Annotated in this window: 13 protein-coding genes; 1 reads left to right on the forward strand and 12 read right to left on the reverse strand. The window is 62.1% G+C overall.

Annotated features, from left to right (window positions below; all coding sequences use genetic code 11):
• The 5 genes from IP76_RS10420 to IP76_RS10440 are packed head-to-tail and all read right to left on the reverse strand — an operon-like array spanning position 1 to position 6,264.
• On the reverse strand, positions 1–1,731 hold the full coding sequence (locus IP76_RS10420) for a biotin carboxylase N-terminal domain-containing protein (protein ID WP_054158153.1): 1,731 nt from the start codon (positions 1,729–1,731) through the stop codon (positions 1–3).
• A gap of 49 nt (positions 1,732–1,780) precedes the next feature.
• Positions 1,781–3,385: a 5-oxoprolinase/urea amidolyase family protein gene (locus IP76_RS10425; protein ID WP_054158154.1), complete on the reverse strand. Its 1,605-nt coding sequence runs from the start codon at positions 3,383–3,385 to the stop codon at positions 1,781–1,783.
• Positions 3,386–3,392: 7 nt separating this feature from the next.
• The gene (locus tag IP76_RS10430; protein ID WP_054158155.1) at positions 3,393–4,199 is read right to left on the reverse strand and encodes a putative hydro-lyase; all 807 of its coding nucleotides are present in this window, start codon (positions 4,197–4,199) and stop codon (positions 3,393–3,395) included.
• Positions 4,200–4,219: 20 nt separating this feature from the next.
• Positions 4,220–4,984 carry a LamB/YcsF family protein gene (locus IP76_RS10435; protein WP_054158156.1) on the reverse strand — a complete coding sequence of 255 codons (765 nt, stop codon included), beginning with the start codon at positions 4,982–4,984 and terminating at the stop codon, positions 4,220–4,222.
• Positions 4,985–5,004: 20 nt separating this feature from the next.
• Entirely contained in the window at positions 5,005–6,264 is a 1,260-nt protein-coding gene (locus IP76_RS10440) for an NRAMP family divalent metal transporter (RefSeq protein ID WP_054158157.1), read from the reverse strand.
• Between the two features lie 315 nt (positions 6,265–6,579).
• Between IP76_RS10440 and IP76_RS10445 the strand changes: the two genes are divergently transcribed.
• Positions 6,580–7,239, forward strand: a complete 660-nt coding sequence (locus IP76_RS10445; RefSeq protein WP_054158185.1) for a GntR family transcriptional regulator — start codon at positions 6,580–6,582, stop codon at positions 7,237–7,239.
• A 49-nt stretch (positions 7,240–7,288) separates the two neighbouring features.
• Here IP76_RS10445 and IP76_RS10450 read toward each other — a convergent pair whose 3' ends face one another.
• The 7 genes from IP76_RS10450 to IP76_RS10480 form a co-directional block, all read right to left on the reverse strand.
• Positions 7,289–7,792 (reverse strand): acyl-CoA thioesterase, encoded by a 504-nt coding sequence (locus IP76_RS10450; protein WP_054158158.1) that lies wholly within the window; start codon positions 7,790–7,792, stop codon positions 7,289–7,291.
• A gap of 105 nt (positions 7,793–7,897) precedes the next feature.
• Complete coding sequence (gene traA / locus IP76_RS10455; protein WP_054158159.1) at positions 7,898–11,209, reverse strand: Ti-type conjugative transfer relaxase TraA; 3,312 nt, start codon at positions 11,207–11,209, stop codon at positions 7,898–7,900.
• 394 nt (positions 11,210–11,603) lie between these two features.
• Positions 11,604–13,433, reverse strand: a complete 1,830-nt coding sequence (locus IP76_RS10460; protein ID WP_082352493.1) for an ABC transporter ATP-binding protein — start codon at positions 13,431–13,433, stop codon at positions 11,604–11,606.
• A gap of 56 nt (positions 13,434–13,489) precedes the next feature.
• Positions 13,490–14,248, reverse strand: a complete 759-nt coding sequence (locus IP76_RS10465; RefSeq protein WP_054158160.1) for a DUF1028 domain-containing protein — start codon at positions 14,246–14,248, stop codon at positions 13,490–13,492.
• A gap of 3 nt (positions 14,249–14,251) precedes the next feature.
• Positions 14,252–16,036, reverse strand: coding sequence for a gamma-glutamyltransferase family protein (locus IP76_RS10470; RefSeq protein WP_054158161.1), 1,785 nt, complete (start codon positions 16,034–16,036; stop codon positions 14,252–14,254).
• A gap of 24 nt (positions 16,037–16,060) precedes the next feature.
• On the reverse strand, positions 16,061–16,936 hold the full coding sequence (locus IP76_RS10475) for an ABC transporter permease (RefSeq protein ID WP_054158162.1): 876 nt from the start codon (positions 16,934–16,936) through the stop codon (positions 16,061–16,063).
• Positions 16,933–17,880 carry an ABC transporter permease gene (locus IP76_RS10480; protein ID WP_054158163.1) on the reverse strand — a complete coding sequence of 316 codons (948 nt, stop codon included), beginning with the start codon at positions 17,878–17,880 and terminating at the stop codon, positions 16,933–16,935. The genes IP76_RS10475 and IP76_RS10480 overlap by 4 nt, the downstream gene beginning before the upstream one ends.
• Positions 17,881–17,890 lie beyond the last annotated feature (10 nt).

Consider the following 17,890-nt stretch of genomic DNA (forward strand, 5'->3'; position numbering starts at 1 on the left):
TTAGGACTCGTAGCGCGCAATCTCCTGGCCGGGCTGTAGATAGGCGCCAGCCTCTGCCTTGAACTTCACCTGTCCGGCCCGCGCGGCGGTGATCTGTGTCTCCATCTTCATGGCTTCCATCACCGCTATCAGGTCCCCTTCTTGCACCATTGCACCATCTTCGACCTTGAAAGCCTGAAGCGTGCCGGCGATTGGGGCTGTGATCGCTGAGGCGTCGGTCTTTTCAGCGGGAGCGGCTGCGGCCGTACCCTGACCAGCCAAACCACCGAGGCCGGCGAGAAGCGATGCCGGGATGCCGAGAGCATGGCGCTTGCCGTCGATCTCGACATGGGTACGGATCAGCGCGGTGTCGGCCAGCTGTTCCGGTCGGGCCATGGTGTCCAGCGTGTCGGCGAAATCGGTTTCGATCCAGCGTGTGTGCACCTTGAAGCCGTCCTCGCCGGTGAAGTCCTGTGCTTCCAGCACTGCGCGGTGGAAGGGCAGCACGGTGGCGAGGCCCTCGATGTTGAATTCCTTCAGCGCCCGGCGGGCACGGGCAATCGCCTGTTCGCGCGTGGCGCCCGTCACGATCAGCTTGGCCATCAGGCTATCGAATGTGCCGGGCACGGTTGATCCGGATTGCACGCCGCTATCGAGACGGACGCCGGGCCCGGAGGGCGCGTCGAAGGCCGTGATGGCGCCGGGTGTCGGCAGGAAGCCGCGGCCGGGGTCCTCGGCATTGATGCGAAACTCGATCGAGTGTCCGCGGGGGGCGGGGGTTGTGATGACGGTAAGCTTTTCGCCGGCGGCAATGCGAAACTGTTCAATGACCAGATCGATGCCGGTCGTTTCTTCGGTGACGGGGTGTTCGACCTGCAGGCGGGTGTTTACCTCGAGGAAGGAGATCGTGCCGTCAACGCCGAGCAGGAATTCGACCGTGCCCGCGCCGGAATAGCCGGCAGCTGCACAGATCCGCTTGGCCGCATCATGGATTGATTGGCGTTGAGCATCGGTCAGGAAGGGGGCCGGCGCCTCTTCGACCAGTTTCTGGTTGCGGCGCTGCAAGGAGCAGTCGCGGGTTCCGACGACGAGTACATTACCGTGCTTGTCAGCCAGCACCTGCGCCTCAATATGGCGTGGGCGATCGAGGAAACGTTCGAGGAAGCACTCGCCGCGACCAAAGGCCGCCTTGGCCTCCCGGACTGCTGACTCATAGAGTTCGGCGATTTCCTCCATCTTCCAGGCGACCTTCAGACCGCGCCCGCCGCCGCCATGGGCAGCCTTGATTGCGACCGGAAGGCCATGGCTTTCGGCAAAAGCGATCACTTCGGCTGCCGTCTCGACCGGACCATCGCTGCCGGCAACCAGAGGCGCGCCGACACTGGTTGCAATCCGACGCGCCTCGACCTTGTCGCCCAGAGCTTCGATCACATGCGGATCGGGGCCAATCCAGATGAGGCCTGCGTCCTGTACTGCCCGGGCGAACTCCGCGCGTTCCGAGAGAAAGCCATAGCCGGGATGAACCGCATCGGCGCCGGAACGCTTGGCAATCGCGATCAGCTTTTCGATATCGAGATAGGTTTCCGCCGGACGGCTGCCACCGAGGCCATAGGCCTCGTCCGCCAGCTTGACGAAGACAGCGTCGATATCGGGATCGGCGTAGACGGCGACCGACTGGAGGCCATGGTCGCGGCAGGCGCGGATGATGCGCACGGCAATCTCGCCGCGATTGGCGATCAGCACTTTCTTCATCGAATGTCTCCTCACAGTCGTGTTGCGGCCTAGTATTGCGGAATGCAGATCAGCCCCGGACGGGCTCAATCTCGGCAAAGCGCGTGATAGGCCGGAATTGGATCCGGGCATTGACCGGGATCTGCCCGGCAAGGTCGAGATGATATTCAGCGACGGTCCCAATGACAGGGTAGCCGCCCGTCAACGGGTGATCAGCCAGGAACAGCACGGGCTGTCCGCTATGCGGAACCTGGATTGCACCTGTGGCCGTGCCTTCGCTCGGCAGTTCGGCGGCATCCTTGCGCTCCAGCGCCACATCGCCCGAGATGCGGATGCCGACGCGGTTGGATTGCGGGGTCACCAGATAGGTTTGGCTCGAAAGCGTGGCCAAGCCGGATTCCGTGAACCAGTCGCTGCGCGGGCCCATGATCACGTCCAGCGTCACCACCTCGTCCACCGCAGGATGGTCAAAAGCGGGAGCCTCGTCGAGCGATACCGGCACGAGACCCTTGCGCTCTGACTTCACCTGAAGCGTCGAGCCGACGACAACTGGTTCGGGGCCGACGACGGCGAGCGTATCGGTCGATGCGCTACCCAGCACCGGTGTTACATGCAAACCACCACGAAAGGCGAGATAGCTGCGGGCGCCACGCGGAGCAAAGCCCAAGGTCACGACGTCGCCTGCTTCCAATGATATCGGCCGATAGGTGTCGGCCTTCCACATCCATCCACCAGCGTTGCGAATGGTGATCGGGCAGGGTGCTCCTGTCAGGGCCATGACGGCGCGGCCAGAGGCCTCGAAGGAGAAGCCGCCGAGCGTAATTTCGAGTGCTGGCATTTCCACAGGATTACCGACCACCCGGTTTGCGGCCTTGAATGCACCCTGATCGAGCGCGCCGGAGGAGGAGACGCCTTGGCCTGTCTGACCGAAGCGGCCGAGATCCTGGAATAGCGCGGGCATAGGCGATGCCAGAACCTTGATCGTGACGCCATCGGGCGGCGTTGCCTGTGCGTCTTCTTTGGTTGTGGAGACACGGGCAGAGACGATAGCCGTTTGGGTCTGCTTTGCCGTGTCGGTAAAGCGGACACGGTAGCCCGGCTGAAAAAGCGCTGGCGGATCGCGTAGGAGGTCCCACATCTTCAAGGGCGTGGTGCCGATGATCTGCCAACCGCCGGGACTGTTTTGCGGATAGACGCCGGAAAATGCGCCAGCGAGCGCGACGGATCCCGCCGGGATCTTCGTGCGCGGGCTTTGACGGCGTGGCACTTGCAGCGCTGGGTCGCCGCCGACGAGATAGCCGAAACCAGGCGCAAAGCCGCAAAAGGCGACGGTGAAGATGCTCTCTGTGTGGCGGCGGATCACGTCTTCAACCGAGAGGCCGGTCAGGTCTGCGACATCGGCCAGATCCTCGCCGTCATAGCGGACGGGGATCTCGACCATCTTGTCCGAGGGAGCAATCTTGGCCGAAAGATCACGTGTGGCGATGGCGGCGGCGAGCTGCTCGGCCTTCAGCGTTTCGGGGCGAAAGCGGATCATCAGCGTGCGCGCAGCCGGCACCATATCCTCGATGCCATCGACGGGATCGCTCTCGAGCGAGGCGAACAGCGCCAGCGTCTCGTCGAGATCCTTTAGTTCGACGAGCAGGACGGTCAGGCTGACGGGCAGGAAACGCATCGGAACCTCAGGCGTGGTAAGCGGAATCGGGAATATCGGTCACGAACATGTGGCCCGGCGCATGGGTGATGGCAAAGGGTACGCCGGAGGCCATCACAGCCGCCTGGGGCGTCACTCCGCAGGCCCAGAACACGGGTACTTCGCCCGGCTCGATCCGCACCGGATCGCCGAATTCCGGCTTTGCCAGATCCTTGATGCCGATTTCTTCAGGCGAGCCGACATGCACGGGCGATCCATGCACGGCCGGGAACCTGCTGGAAATAGTGGCTGCATCGGCAACGCGCGAGGCGGGGATCGGTCGCATCGAGACGACCATATTGCCATGCAGGCGGCCCGCCGGCCGGCAGGGTGTGCTGGTCAGATACATCGGGACATTGGTCTTATCTGTGATGTGGCGGATCTCGATGCCGGCTTCGACCATTGGAGTTTCGAAGGTGAACGAGCAGCCGATCAGGAAACTGACGAGATCCGGATGTTCGGCCCAGGCGGCCGTTGCGTCCGCCGTCTCTTCGGCCAGCTTGCCGTTGCGCCAGATCCGGTAAAGCGGCAGGTCCTTGCGAAGGTCTGCGCCCGGCGCAAGCATGGTCGCATGCGAACCCGGATCGGAGACGTCGAGAACCGGGCAGGCCTTCGGATTGCGCTGGGCATAAAGCAGGAAATCAAACGCCCAGTCGCGCGGCAGTACGATCATGTTGGCCTGGGTGAAGCCGGGAGCGATACCCGCCGTCGGCTCGATGGCCCCCTGGCGGTAACGGGCGCGCGCAAGGCGCGCCGGTTCGGCGTCGACGTGGCGGAGATTGTCGATGGCAATCATCTCTTGTCCTACCTGTCGGCTCAGTTGGCCAGGAACGAGCGGATGGCAATGCCGTCTGCTTCGAAGGCCTTGCGGATCTCACGGGCGATCGCAACGGCGCCTGGGCTGTCGCCATGGACGCAGATCGACTGGGCATCCACCTTGATCGTCGAGCCATCAATGGCTTCCAGCGTGCCAGTTTTGGCAAGCTGCAGCATGCGGCGGGCGATCAGGTCGGTATCGTGCAGCACGGCTCCCGCCTCGCGACGGGAAACGAGCTGGCCGTCCGGCGTATAGGCGCGGTCGGCAAAGGCTTCGGCCACCACTGCCAGACCAGACTTCCGGGCGAGGTTGAGGATTGGCGCCCCGGCAAGTCCCATCAGCACCAGCGAGGGATCGACAGCCTTGATGCCGTCGATAACCGCCTGGCCCTGCTTCGCATCATTGGCGATGCGATTGTAGAGGGCGCCATGCGGTTTGACATATCCAACAGATACGCCGGCTGCGGCGGCAACACCCTTAAGGGCGCCGATCTGATAGATGACATCGGCGGTCAATTCCGCCGATGTCACATCCATGTCGCGCCGGCCGAAGCCGACCCGATCCGGGTAGGAGACATGCGCACCGATCGAAACACCCTTCTCGGCTGCAGCCTTCACGGTTTTCCAGATGCCGAGCGGATCGCCGGCATGGAAGCCGCAGGCGACATTGGCACTGGAGACGATCGAAAGCATGGCTTCGTCGTCACCCATGGTCCAGGCGCCGTAGCTTTCACCGAGGTCACTGTTCAGGTCGATGGCACTCATGTCGTCCTCCCTTGTCGAAATCAGGCTGTCGCGGTCAGCAGTGCGAAGATCGGGCCGATCGACTTGTAGCCCATGTACCAGGTCAAGGCACAGGTGAGGGCGCCCAGCACCAGCAGCCAGCGCGGATAGCGATAGCCACCCATGAGGTCGGACCGCGCCCAAGCCGCATAGATGAAGATGGACAGGCCGATCGGCAGGATCAAGCCGTTCAGGCCACCAACGAAGACGAGCATCTGGGCAGGAGGCGTTGTGATGACGACATAGAAGAACAGCGAGACGGCGATGAAGATGACGGTCGCGATGTTGCGGCCGCGCTCGCTGATGTCCTGCTTGAACACGGTGATGAAGGAGACCGAGGTATAGGCGGCACCGATGACCGAGGTGATGGCGGCGAACCAGAGAACGGCGCCGAAGATCCGGTATCCGACATCGCCAGCGGCTGCCTGGAAGGCCTGGGCTGCCGGATTTGCACCCTTGCCCGAAACGTCGATCACGACACCGGAGGCTACCACGCCGAGGATGGCGAGGAAGAGCACGTAGCGCATGAGGCCGGTGACGGCGATGCCGGTGAGTGCTGCGCGGTTAACGGCGCCGAGATTTTCGATGCCGACCGTGCCCTTGTCGAGCAGGCGATGCGCACCCGAATATGTGATGTAGCCTCCAACAGTGCCGCCGACGATCGTGGTGATCGTGGCGAAATCGATGGTGGAAGGCAGGAAGGTCTGGAAGAGGGCGTCACCAACGGGTGGACCGGAGATAATCGCCACATAAAGGGTCAGAGCGATCATGGCGATGCCGGCAACCACGATCAGCCGATCGATGGCAACGCCCGCGCTTTTCGATGAGAAGATGCCGATGGCAATCAGCGCACTGATTGCGCCGCCCCATTTGGGATCGATGCCGAGCATGGCGTTCAGGCCGAGGCCGGCCCCGCCAATGTTACCGATATTGAAGAACAGCCCGCCGATGATCACAAGGGCCGCCAGCAGGTAGCCCGTTCCAGGGATTGCGGCATTGGCGATGTCGGAGGCGCGCATCTTTGTCAGTGTGACGATCCGCCAGATGTTCAACTGGACGACGAAGTCGATCAGGATCGAGGCAAGGATTGCAAAGGCGAATGCGGATCCGAGCTTCGTGGTGAAGGTTGCCGTCTGGGTGATGAAGCCAGGCCCGATGGCAGAGGTCGCCATCAGAAAGATGGCGGCAACCAGGGCTGCGCGGCGCGTGCGGTTCGACATTCCGCCGGCTGTGGCGTCAGTCGCTGTCGAATTCTGTTCCATTGTTCCCTCTTCGGTTGACCGATCAAGCGCCGGTAGTCCCGGCAGGATTTGTTAATCAGCAAATGCAGCGTCGTTGCGTTTCACAATTCTGTCAAGATCGTTGAACGATTTTATTTAATCGTTCTACCAAGTTGCTCAAACTATAGGCGGCATGGCGTTGAAATTGGCGGTTTTGCCCCATTCAGAACAATCTTTGGACGACGTTCCGGCCCCCTTGTTCGCCTGGGCGTCCTGCGAGATAACCACTGCGATCGGCATGGCGACGCTTTGAGATCGCCGTAGAGGAGAGACCGCAAAGCCGGCGGTTGGGGCATGATGGCGGAACAGGAAACGACGGCGCTCGCGCCGAGATTGGCGGAAGCGATCCGCGACAAGCTGATCGCCGGCGAACTGAAGCCTGGCCAGCGCCTGTCTGAGGCGGCTCTGAGTGCGGATCTGGATGTGTCACGCAACTCGCTGCGCGAGGCTTTCCGGCTGTTGACCAAGGAAGGTTTGCTGCGCCATGAGCCGAACCGCGGCGTGTTCGTCTCAACGCCGAGCATGGCTTCGATCATCGACATCTACCGTGTCCGTCGCATGATCGAATGCCGGGCGCTTGCCAATGCCTATCCCAACCACCCGGCGGTGGCCCGCATGCGCGTCGCAGTCGAGAGTGCGCGTGCCGCGCGCGACCGCAAAGACTGGGGCGTGGTCGGCAGCGACAACATGGCCTTCCACGCGGCGATCGTCGATCTGGCAGACAGCCGCAGGCTCAGTGACTTCTATGCCCAGATCGCGGCTGAGCTACGCTTGAGTTTCGGCCTGCTGCATGATCCGGAGCTCCTGCATGCGCCCTATGTCGAACTCAATGCCGGCATACTCTCAATGCTGGAGGCAGGCGATCCGCAAGCGGCCGCCGCAGCCCTCGACGCCTATCTGATGCAATCGGAACGAACAGTGCTTGCCGCCTTTTCCCGCATGGACGCCAAGGGCTGACCGACGGCATCGCTGCCCGCGCACAAACACCGGCTGGGCGCAGGTAAGATCAAACCCGCTCATCTGCCATCGCGCTGGCTTCCTTGAAGCGCGCCTCGAATTCAAGCCGCAGCAACCGGCGAATATCTGCGGCACGCTGGCGGCGCTTTCGCACTTCTGTCTCCGGCGTATAGGGCGGCACGGCGGTTGGCCGACCCTCGGCATCGACCGCGACCATGGTGAAATAACAGGAATTGGTGTGCCGGCGTTCGCCTGAGCGAATGTTTTCGGCTTCGACCCGGATACCGATTTCCATCGAGGTGCGCCCGGCCTGGTTGATCGAGGCGCGAAAGGTCACGAGTTCGCCCACATGGATCGGCTGGCGGAACACGACCTGGTCGACCGAGAGCGTCACCGCATATTGCTGGGAATAACGAGAGGCACAGGAATAGGCCACCCGATCGAGAATGTTAAGCAAGGCGCCGCCATGCACCTTGCCCGAAAAATTCGCCATATCGGGCGTCATCAACACCACCATTTCCAACTGGCTGGTGTCATGCGTCGTCTCGTCCATGCTCTGCCTTCCTTGCACTCGAAGGGCGCTTGTGCCCACCTTGGCAGACTAGGACAATGCGAAAGTATCTGCAAAGGCCCCTTGGCGGGCGGATGGTACGCCCCATCATTTCAGGGACAAGCCTTTTGACTGTGTCTGGCGCAGCGCCTCGGCCTGTTTGAGCGCCACGGTGGTGCGCTCATAAGCTGCCAGCTTCTGGGCGGCTCGCAGTAAGTCCCAGGCGGATCGAAGCTCGGTCTTTTGCGCAGGCGACATACCGGTGGAGAGTGCCTCGAACGCCTTGCCATCGGCATCTCTCGCCGTGATCGGCAGAAAGCTTCGTTCGCCGAAGCGCGTCGCCACGGCCTTGCCAAATCCATCAAGCTCCGCCTTCACCGCCTTCTCCATGGATAGGAGGCTTGGACCCGCCGACACGTCATTGCGGTCGATCGCATCGCGCAGGCCTTCAAGGGCTTGCCTGGCCGAAGGCGACAAGGCCGGAATGTCGAGAGATAGCCTCTGGCGCACGCCAACCTCTTCGACCTCGTATCGGCTAGCAGCTGCCGTTCGCTTGGCGATATAGGCCTCGATATCTCGGGCCAGAGTGGGAGCGTTGGCCAGTGCGCGTTTGCGTGTCTGGACATCAGCGCTGCCGGCAAAGAGGCCGGTCTTTCCCTTGAGTGCCCCGAAGCTATCCGGCTTCTCGAGGAGCGCTGTGATCGTCGATCTGGCGACGGCATCATTCTCCAGCATGGTCTCGATGTTGACCGCCCGGAAGGCCAATTGCGGATCGGCATAAACGAGGTGGAAACGGGCGGAGATGTCCTTCCAGGCGTACTGTAGGGCGGGATCAGCCTGGAGCTTGTCTTCGACAACCTCCGCCAACGGTTTTGGAAATGCGGTGATGCCTGAGACCATGGGCCTTGCCTTGACTGTTGCGGATGGAGGGGATGCGATTGGGCGTGGAGCGACGAGCCCAAGGCGTGTACCGATCGCGGCAAGGCGTGCCCCAAGCTCTGCCAGTTTTGCGCCCTGCCTCACGGTCCATTCGAGCCGGTCGCGAACAAGCGTTCGGGCGACCTGGACGAGATGCAGGCCACGGGCCTCGGCAAACCGTAGGGCGTCTGCGTAGAAGCGACCACCGGCATAATCGAGTGTCGTCTCCTTGGCATTGGAGCGACCGAGAACGCGGACAAGACCGCCTGCCTTGGCAAAGGATCTGGTCCCGTAATAGACGGCGAGATCTTGCCTATGACGGGTCATCGCCACATAGGTCAGGTGACGATCGAGCGAGAGGGAGGCGAGCACCTTGACACGATCGACGGTGGCACCTTGGGATTTGTGAACCGTGGTTGCGTAGCCGTGATCGAGCGTGTTGTAGAAGCGCTGCTCGACGATGACGTGCCGGCGATGTTCAGCCTCGCCGACCACAGCCACGAGACGCCCAGGGGATGCCTCTACGACCTTGGCCAGCATGCCGTTCTTCACGCCAAGCGAGCCCTCGTTTTTCAGGAAGACGATCTGGTCGCCGGCGGCGAAGTGGCGATGACCTTCGGCTGTTTTGAACAGCGAGCCGGCCTCTATGATGCCGCGCTCAACGAGCGTGCCACGGGCCATCTTGTTCAGCATACGAACATCGCGGCGCAGATGGGCAAGGATCAGCATGGACCTGTCGGGATCGTAGTCGCGGGTCCAGTCGGCGATAAGCCGATTGACCGCGTCTGCCTTGAGCTCGGCACCGATCATTCGCCCTTGAGCACTGTAAGCCTCGACGGCTCTGTCGATTCGTCCCCGGGCCAGATCGAGCGATGCATCACGCATCCAATGCGCATTCTGCCGGTAGATGGTCTCGAGTTCGGCATAACCGATGCGGTCGGCGATTGCGCGGAAGGCCGCCCCCGCTTCGATTGGCTGGAGCTGTTCCGGATCGCCGACCAGAACAAGTTTGGCACCCGCCCGGCTTACCGCTTCGACAAAGAGCGCCATCTGCCGGGACGAGACCATGCCCGCCTCGTCGAGGACAAACACTGATCGCGCATCGAGCAGATCCCGCCCCTGGCGCCAGCGCAATTCCCATGACGACAGTGTGCGTGAGGGGATGCCCGCTTCCTTCTCCAGACCCTCCGCAGCTTTGCCCGCAAGGGCACCGCCCACGACGCGGTAACCTGCCGCCTCCCAGGCCTCGCGGGCCGCCTTCATCATGGTTGTCTTGCCAGCACCTGCACGGCCAATGACAGCGGCGATACGCTGAGGCCCGGCCACATGTTCGATCGCTGTTCTCTGCTCATCCGACAGACGTGTATGACGGGCAAATACGGAGTTGAGCACGGTCTCATGCACATGATGGCTGGAAGCTCGAGACAGAAAGCTGGCGCGTCTTGCCATCTCCGCCTCAAGCCGGATCAGCTCTCGCGTTGTGTATCTTGAAGGGGCTCTGACGCCGCTGACAAGATCGATCCGCTCGCGCTCAAGCCGGAGCACGTCCGGGCTTTGCAGGATGCGGGCCATCAGGTTCTGGAAGAGTGCGGGATCGTCGACATAGCGATGCAGGACCTTGGCGATATCGCCACTGTCGAAGACGCTTCTCTCGCGGGTGATCAGGTCGAGCACCAGCTCCGGTCTGCTCTCGATGCGGCGGGCATTCTCCGCGCGCATCTCCTCCTGCTGCGCCAGCCGCTCGAGCGCTGCCTTCTCTTCGGAACTTTCCGCCTTCCGTTCGATTGCCTTGACGCCAACACCGAGATGGATGGTTGGCTCCAGTGCGATACCTTGTCTCTCAAAGGAACGGCCATCGACGCGGATATCAAGGCCAGCCATGGCGAGGTGCTGGTTCTGGCAGGCAAACCAGCCATCCCGGAATGCGTTGAAGTCCTGCGTGCTGCCGGCCCAAAGCTCGTAGACGATCTTTCCCGCATCGTTGCGGATGACCTGACCATCCGGTCCGGTCAAAGCCACCTTCTTCGGCCCGAAGCCGGTCTCGGCCAAAGGCCTGAGCGTCGTCATCAGGTGGATATGCGGATTGCCCGGATTGTCATGGATGACCCAGTCAGCCACCATGCCCCTGGCGGTGATGTGGCGTTCCACGAAGTCACGGACCAGTGCAATGTTCTGCTCGGTCGTCAGCTCGATCGGCAGTGCAATCGTCACGTCCTTGGCAAGCTGGGCATCACCACGTTTCTCAAACAGCTCGACCTTGTTCCAGAAGGCTTCGGACACACCTGAGACCGATCGATCGGCGATCATGTCCCGCAGCCATCCGGGCGCGTCAGAGGGAATGGCGAACTCCTCATGCGCCAGCCCCTGCTTGCGCCCGTAGTCGACTGTCCGGGATTCCCGTTCGAACTCCATCTTTGCGCAGTGCCGGTAGGCTGCCGACATCACGGCGCTACGGCCTGAGCCGCGCGCAACGATGCTGACAGAGAAATGCGGGACGGCCACAGCAAAGGCACTCCTTCGATCGAACGGATCCAACAGGTTCGTCGAAAGCGGAGGCGGGCCACGGCCCCAAAGCCCAGGCGTCGCGTCAGCGACGTATAATTGCGCCCTTAGATCCGCTTCTTCGAACCGGCGGGATCATCCGCCAAATGCTGGCGCTTTGGCGAGGTGCAGAACTGCACCTTTCAAACGGGGGGAAAGTCGGAAACGGTCTCGTCTCAACGGTCGTGATGGGCCAAACGGAAGCTTGAGAGCGAACCCCAATTAAGAAGCGGGGACAGAATGTTCTCGCCGTGCGGACTAATTCCGATCGACGCAGGCAATGTCCCGGCCCTTTGTCACGCGCAAGTCTGGTGTTGTGGAGCAGGCTGAAGTCGAAAGGCTGTTCTGCGACAGATCACATCTGCACGAAATGCCCCGGTGTGACTTCGCGGTACTCGCGGTGAGGCGGCACATAGCCGACGGGCCGGACCGGGCTTTTCAGTTCGTCGATGGCCGCACTCCGCCTCAGGCCACGACGGTCGGGATCGGGAACCGGAACGGCAGCCATCAGCTTTTTCGTATAGTCGTGCTGAGGATTGTCGAAGATGGCCGCGCGGGGACCGATCTCGACGATTTCGCCGAGATACATCACCGCGACCCGGTGGCTGATCCGTTCGACCACAGCCATGTCATGGCTGATGAAAAGAAAGGCGAGATTGAATTCTTCCTGCAGGTCCATCAGCAGATTGCAGACCTGCGCCTTGATCGACACATCGAGCGCCGAAACGCTTTCGTCGGCCACGATAACTTTCGGGTTGAGCGCGAGCGCCCGGGCAATCGCGATGCGCTGGCGCTGGCCGCCCGAGAATTCGTGCGGATAGCGATCCATCATTTGCGGGTCGAGGCCGACCTTGCGCAGGAGATCCGCGACCTTTTCCTGGGCCTCCTGCCGGGTGCCGAGGCGGTGCTTAAGGTAGGGTTCGGCAATGGCGGCACCCACCGTCATGCGCGGGTTCAGGCTTGAGAAGGGGTCCTGGAAGATCATTTGCACGCTGCGGCGCATGGCGCGCAGGCTCGGCTGATCCAGCCGCAGAACGTTATAGCCGTCGAGCTGAACTTCACCGCTTTCCGGTTCGACGAGACGGGTGATCGAACGCCCCGTTGTCGACTTGCCGCAACCGCTCTCGCCGACGATGGATAGGGTCTCGCCCTGGAAGAGGTCGAAGGAGACATTCTCCACCGCATGCACGGCGCCGGTTTGCCGGCCAAAGAGGCCGCTACGGATCGCAAAGCGCGTCACCAGGTTCTTGACCGAGAGCACCGGCGTCTTGCGCGTGTCGACGGTATCAGCAACCTCAGTCGGTTCACTCGCCACACCCGAGCCGGTATCGACGATCGGAAAACGCAGCGGCCAGGCATGGCCATGCATCGAGCCGAGCTTCGGTACGGCTGCAAGCAGGGCCCGCGTATAGGGATGCTGGCCGCGATGGAAGACGTCGGCAGTCGCTCCCTTCTCGACCACGTCGCCGCGCAGCATGACGATGGTCCGGTCGGCGATCTCGGCCACCACGCCCATGTCATGGGTGATGAAGAGAACGGACATGCCGTCCTCCTCCTGCAGCTCCTTGATCAGGTCGAGGATCTGGCCCTGGATGGTCACGTCAAGTGCCGTTGTCGGCTCGTCGGCGATCAACAGGTTCGGGCGCGAGGCGAGCGCCATGGCAATCATCACGCGCTGGCGCATGCCGCCGGAAAACTGGTGCGGATAATCGTCGAAACGGTTCGTCGCATTGGGAATGCGCACCTTCTCCAGCATGCGGATCGTCTCCGCACGGGCTTCGGCCCTTGTCATGCCCTTGTGCCGTGTCAGCACTTCCGAGATCTGCCGCCCAATCGTGAAGATCGGATTGAGGCTGGTCATTGGCTCCTGGAAAATCATCGCAGCTTCATTGCCGCGCACCGTCTGCATGTCCTTTTCCGGCAATGCCAGAATGTCCCTTCCATTCAGCCATATACGTCCCTCGACGCGACTTTGTTCGCGGGCCAGAAGGCGCATGATCGAGAGCGAAGTGACGCTCTTGCCAGAGCCGGATTCGCCGACAATGGCGACGGTTTCTCCGGGCTTCACGTCGAAGGATATGTTGCGCACCACCGTCCGCCACTGGCCATCGACGAGGAAAGACGTGGTCAGGTCCTCGACGGAGAGAACGGCTGATGTCTCGATCTTTGCGGCAGCTGTCGTCATGGCGTTCATGGCTTTCCGTGTCCGATACTTGAAGTGCGCTTCTGATGCGGTCTGGTTCAGGCTGGTTTGAGCGGCGTGGCAAAGGAAGGCGAGGGGCGTCCCTCTGCGATGCGTGCCGTTTCAAGGGCGGCAATCTTTTCGTCGATCAGGCGCCGATCGGTCAGGCCATGCGGATTGGCGCGGGTCGGCATGGTTTCCACGACATGCAGGAAACGCTCCTGCGCCACGGCATACAGCCTTCGCAACTCGCCCAGCGGATCGGGATGGTCGTCGGCGCGGATGTCGAGCCAGGGATAGTCCTGGTCGCGGTAGATCTTGAGGGCTGCCGACTGCCGTCCCCGTTTGTCGCCACCTTCCGCTTCGCCAGCTTCCATGGCCGCTAGAAGTCGCTCTGCGAATGGCGCACTCGCGGTCTCCTTGTAGACCCGCAAGGTTTCGGAAATGACCCGCGGTCCCGCCAGCATATTGCCGGCGACCGAAACATTCTCATCGACAAGATGGCCTGCCCATTCGACGCATTTTTCACCGGTAAAGGCAGCGTTGCGGCCTTGCCCGTCGATCAGGTGCATCTGCCGTTGCTGACAACCGTCGTCACGATCCGTGAGGATTGCGATGACAGCGTCAGGCGCGTGTCCCTCAGCCAAAAGCGTAAGGCCGTCCGTGCCGTAGAGCGGGCTGACGAAGGCCTGGGTGGCGATCGCGCCGATCCCGCCGCGCATGAAAGGCACGGCAGCACCCACCGCGAAGAAGCGGCTGGCGACAGCGATGCCGAGATGACCGGTTGCCGGATCGCGCGCGACGATGGACCAGGTCATGGATTATCTCCCGATCGCATAGGCTTGCATCAGGCGCGGCGTGGCCGCCGCCCGCAGCAGGCCGTCGGCGTCGCGACGCGCGGCCGTTAGTCGACCGACCGACCAAGGATCGGCCTCGGTAATGTCGTGGCCCATGGCTCGCAACGCCTTGATGGTCTCAGCGCCGATCGAGCTTTCGATCATCACATTGCCCGGCTGGCTGGTGCGCGGATAGAAGGAGCCGGGGAAATGCGCGGTGTGGAACAGCGGCATATCGATTGCCGCCTGCAGGTTCTGCCGGTGATGCACATAGCGCAGGAAGAAGGACAGCTGCCACTGGTCCTGCTGGTCGCCGCCAGGCGTTCCAAAAGCCAGGGTCGGGCGGCCTTCATGGAGCGCGATCGATGGTGTCAGCGTGGTGCGCGGGCGCTTGCCGGGGGCCAGCGAAGTCGGAAGACCCGGCTTCAGCCAGAACATCTGGGCACGGGAATTGAGGCAAAAGCCGAGGCCGGGGATGATCGGTGAGGACTGCAGCCAGCCGCCTGACGGCGTGACCGAGACCATATTGCCCTCGCGGTCGATGACATCGATATGCACTGTGTCGCCGCGCTTTTCCGTCAGGTGCGACATGGTCGGCTCGTAGACAGCGCCCGTGCCGGACATGGATGCAAGCATTTCCATTGTCAGGTCATGCTGGCTTTCGAAACCTGGCAATCGGCCCGGACGCAGGTCCATGGATGCGGTGGTGCCGATCAGCTTGCGGCGTGCGTCATTGTAGGCGTCCGACAACAGGTGCTCCATGGGCACGCTGGCAAAGGCCGGGTCGCCGTAATAGACCTCGCGGTCGGCATAGGCGAGCTTCATGGTCTCAACAACGGTGTGGACGAAATCCGGACCCAGCGGGTCCATGGCGCCGACATCAAAACCCTTCAGCAGCGCCAGCGATTGCAGCAGCACCGGCCCCTGGCCCCATGGGCCTGTCTTGGCGATGGTCCAGCCGTGATAGTCAAAGGTTTGCGGCGCTTCCACGGTTGCGGACCAGCCGGCCATGTCGTCAGCGGTCAACACGCCCTTGTGGCGGCTGTCGCTGGCATCCATCACGTCGGCGGTCTTCAGATAGTCCTCGATCGCCTCGGCGACGAAGCCCCGGTAGAAGGCGTCGCGGGCCGCATCGATCTGGTTCTCGCGACTGGTCGCGCATTCAGCCTCGTTGACGATGCGGGTGTAGGTGGCGGCAAGGACCGGATTGCAGAACAGTGCATGCGGCTCGGGCGCCACGCCACCCGGCAGCCAGGTTTCATAGGACGTCGGCCATTCCTTCTCGAAGAACTCCGCCAGACCCTTGATCGTGGCGGACACCCGCGGCAGCATCGGGTGGCCATGTCTGGCATAGTGGATGGCCGGCTCCAACACCTCGCGCACGGTCATCGTGCCATAGTTCCGCAGCATCAGCATCCAGCCGTCAAAGGCGCCGGGAATAACGGTGGCGAGCAAACCATCGCCAGGGATGATCGACAGCCCCTCCCGTGTGTAGTGCTCGATGGTCGCGTCGGCCGGGGCAGGCCCCTGTGCGCAGATCACTTCAACCTTGCCGGTCTTGGCCGAATAGATCAGCGCCGGCATGTCACCGCCCGGACCCACCAGATGCGGCTCGAGGATCTGCAGCACGAAGCCGGTCGCGACTGCTGCATCGAACGCATTGCCGCCTTTTTCCAGGATGCTCATCCCGACGGCGGAGGCGATCCAGTGGGTGGAGGTGACGACACCGAAAGTGCCGAGGATCTCCGGGCGGGTGGTAAACTCAGTCATGCAATGTTCCTTTTCAGGTAGTCCTCAGGATTCTCGGGGGTCGAGCGCATCGCGCAGACCATCGCCGAGCAGATTGAAACCGATCACGACCAGGAAGATCGCCGCCCCCGGCCACATGGCCATCCACGGGGCCTGATCGAGGAAATTCTTCGCGACATTGAGCATCGAACCCCAGCTTGGTGCGGGAGGCTGCTGGCCAAGCCCCAGGAAGGACAGGCTCGCTTCGGCAATGATGGCGGTCGCCACTGTCAGCGTCGACTGCACGATGATGGGTGCCGTGATGTTGGGCAGGATGTAACGGAGCATGATGTCGAGATGGCCAAGGCCGATCGATCGGGCGCTTTCGACATAGTCTTCCGTCTTGACGGCCAGCACCTGACCGCGGGTCAGCCGCACAAAAACCGGCATGGCCGACAGGCCGATGGCGATCATCGCATTGGTGAGACTGGGGCCGAGGAAGGCCGCCAGCGCAATCGCCATGATCAGGAAGGGCAGGGCGAGGAAGGCCTCGGTGATGCGCGAGATGACTTGATCGACCCAGCCGCCGAAATAGCCGGCGATGAGACCGAAGGGTACGCCGATGACGATCGAGATCGCTACAGAAAATGTGCCCGCCATCAATGAGGCCTGCGCGCCCCAGATCATCCGGGAGAGGATATCGCGGCCGATATCATCGGTGCCCATCCAGTGCTCTGCCGATGGCGCCTTGCGGACGGCAGTCCAGCTGGTGGCCAGCGGATCGGGGATCGGCAGAAGCGGTGCCGACAATGCCAGGATCGCGAAGAAGAGAATGATGCAGAGCCCCACAAGCGCGCTGCGATTGGCCTTCAGCTTGCGCCAGGCACGGTTGCCGCTTTTGGCGGGAACGCTCGCTGCCACAGTCGGATTAAGCGTCGTCATAGGCTGGCCCTCATGCGCGGGTTGAGGATGACATAGAGCACGTCGGCCACGAGGTTCATCAGGATGAAGCCGACGGCGGTGCACAGCACAACACCCTGAACCACCGCATAATCGCGGTTGAAGACGGCATCGACGATCAGCTTGCCAAAACCCGGAATGGTGAAGATCTGCTCGGTCAGCACCGCGCCGGCGAGAAGCTCGCCGAACAGAAGGGCGCTGAGCGTCACGATTGGCAGCAGCGCGTTGCGGAAGGTGTGGCTGAGAATGACGACCCGGTCCGACAAGCCCTTGGCGCGGGCCGTGCGGATGTAGTCGGACTTCATCACGCTTAACATGGCCGAGCGGGTATGACGCATCAAGGTCGCGGCGAGTGCTGTGCCCAGCACGAAGGCCGGCATGATCATGGTTTCGATCGACCGCACCGGATCGATAAAGATCGACTCGTAGCCAGAGGCCGGCAACCAGCCGAGTTTGACCGAGACCAGCAAGATCAGCATGATGCCGAGCCAGAAATTCGGGATTGAGAGGCCTGACAGCGCGACGATATTGGCGATATAGTCGATGACAGTGTTTTTCTTGACGGCAGCCAGGATGCCCATGGGAACGCCGATGACAAAGGCGAAGATCATCGACATGATCGCCAGCTGGATCGTGACGGGAAGTTTCTCCCCGATCAGTTCAAGCACCGGCTGGTTGGTGCGCAGCGACATGCCGAAATCACCCTGAAGCACGTTGGCGATCCAGTAGCCGTATTGGTAGATCACGGGGTCGTTCAGACGATATTTGTCTCGCAGGAATTCGATCACCTGCGGATCACGCTCTTCGCCGGCCATGGCGAGGATCGGATCGCCCGGCAGCAGCTTCTGCAGCGAGAAGACGAAGATCGACACGATCAATAGCGTCGGTATGGCGACCAACAGCCGTTTTCCGATGTAGATATGCATGAACTTCCGG

Source organism: Rhizobium sp. AAP43, from assembly GCF_001296045.1.
Classification (GTDB): domain Bacteria; phylum Pseudomonadota; class Alphaproteobacteria; order Rhizobiales; family Rhizobiaceae; genus Allorhizobium.

Excerpts from the sequence above, each read along its gene's own strand:
- IP76_RS10420 (WP_054158153.1), bottom strand. The coding sequence starts at position 1,731 with ATGAAGAAAGTGCTGATCGCCAATCGCGGCGAGATTGCCGTGCGCATC.
- IP76_RS10425 (WP_054158154.1), bottom strand. The coding sequence starts at position 3,385 with ATGCGTTTCCTGCCCGTCAGCCTGACCGTCCTGCTCGTCGAACTAAAG.
- IP76_RS10430 (WP_054158155.1), bottom strand. The coding sequence starts at position 4,199 with ATGATTGCCATCGACAATCTCCGCCACGTCGACGCCGAACCGGCGCGC.
- IP76_RS10435 (WP_054158156.1), bottom strand. The coding sequence starts at position 4,984 with ATGAGTGCCATCGACCTGAACAGTGACCTCGGTGAAAGCTACGGCGCC.
- IP76_RS10440 (WP_054158157.1), bottom strand. The coding sequence starts at position 6,264 with ATGGAACAGAATTCGACAGCGACTGACGCCACAGCCGGCGGAATGTCG.
- IP76_RS10445 (WP_054158185.1), top strand. The coding sequence starts at position 6,580 with ATGGCGGAACAGGAAACGACGGCGCTCGCGCCGAGATTGGCGGAAGCG.
- IP76_RS10450 (WP_054158158.1), bottom strand. The coding sequence starts at position 7,792 with ATGGACGAGACGACGCATGACACCAGCCAGTTGGAAATGGTGGTGTTG.
- IP76_RS10460 (WP_082352493.1), bottom strand. The coding sequence starts at position 13,433 with ATGACGACAGCTGCCGCAAAGATCGAGACATCAGCCGTTCTCTCCGTC.
- IP76_RS10465 (WP_054158160.1), bottom strand. The coding sequence starts at position 14,248 with ATGACCTGGTCCATCGTCGCGCGCGATCCGGCAACCGGTCATCTCGGC.
- IP76_RS10470 (WP_054158161.1), bottom strand. The coding sequence starts at position 16,036 with ATGACTGAGTTTACCACCCGCCCGGAGATCCTCGGCACTTTCGGTGTC.
- IP76_RS10475 (WP_054158162.1), bottom strand. The coding sequence starts at position 16,936 with ATGACGACGCTTAATCCGACTGTGGCAGCGAGCGTTCCCGCCAAAAGC.
- IP76_RS10480 (WP_054158163.1), bottom strand. The coding sequence starts at position 17,880 with ATGCATATCTACATCGGAAAACGGCTGTTGGTCGCCATACCGACGCTA.